General features: G+C 70.4%; 1 protein-coding gene. It reads left to right on the plus strand.

Going from position 1 to position 604, the window contains the following annotated elements; genetic code table 11:
- The coding region (locus tag FQ755_RS04245) for a KR domain-containing protein (RefSeq protein ID WP_144151246.1) at positions 1 to 604 on the plus strand (604 nt) is incomplete at both ends.

A 604-nucleotide genomic window follows, 5' to 3' on the forward strand; every position in this document is an offset into this window, starting at 1 on the left:
TCGGCCGCATCGACGGCGTGCTGCATTCCGCGATCGTGCTGCAGGACCGCACGCTCGCGCGCATGGATGAACAGGCGTTCCTGTCGAGCTATCGCGTGAAGGCGGACGTCAGCGTGCGGATGGCCCAGGTATTCGGCGAACTGCCGCTCGATTTCATGCTGTTCTTCTCGTCGATCCAGTCCTTCGCGCGCATGCCGGGGCAGGCCAACTACGCGGCCGGCTGCGTGTTCAAGGACGCATTCGCGACTTATCTCGACCAGACCCGCCGCTTCCCGGTGCGCATCATGAACTGGGGCTACTGGGGTGAGGTCGGGGTGGCCGCGACGGCTGCTTATCAGGCGCGCATGGCGCGCGCCGGGATCGCCTCAGTCGAGCCGCCCGAGGCGATGACCGCGCTCGACGTGCTGCTCACCGGCCCTAGCCGGCAGCTCGCGCTGATCAAGGTCACGCGCCTGTCGGCCATGGACGGCACCAGCCAGGGCGAGGTCGTGACGGCCGCCGCCGCGCCGCTGCCCGCGCTGGTCGCGACGCTGCCGGCGCCGGCCGCCGACGCCGGCGTGGCGAGCCTGTGCGAGCGCGTGGTCGCGCAGACCGCGGAGATGGA

Source organism: Paraburkholderia sp. BCC1885, from assembly GCF_900996235.1.
GTDB lineage: Bacteria > Pseudomonadota > Gammaproteobacteria > Burkholderiales > Burkholderiaceae > Paraburkholderia.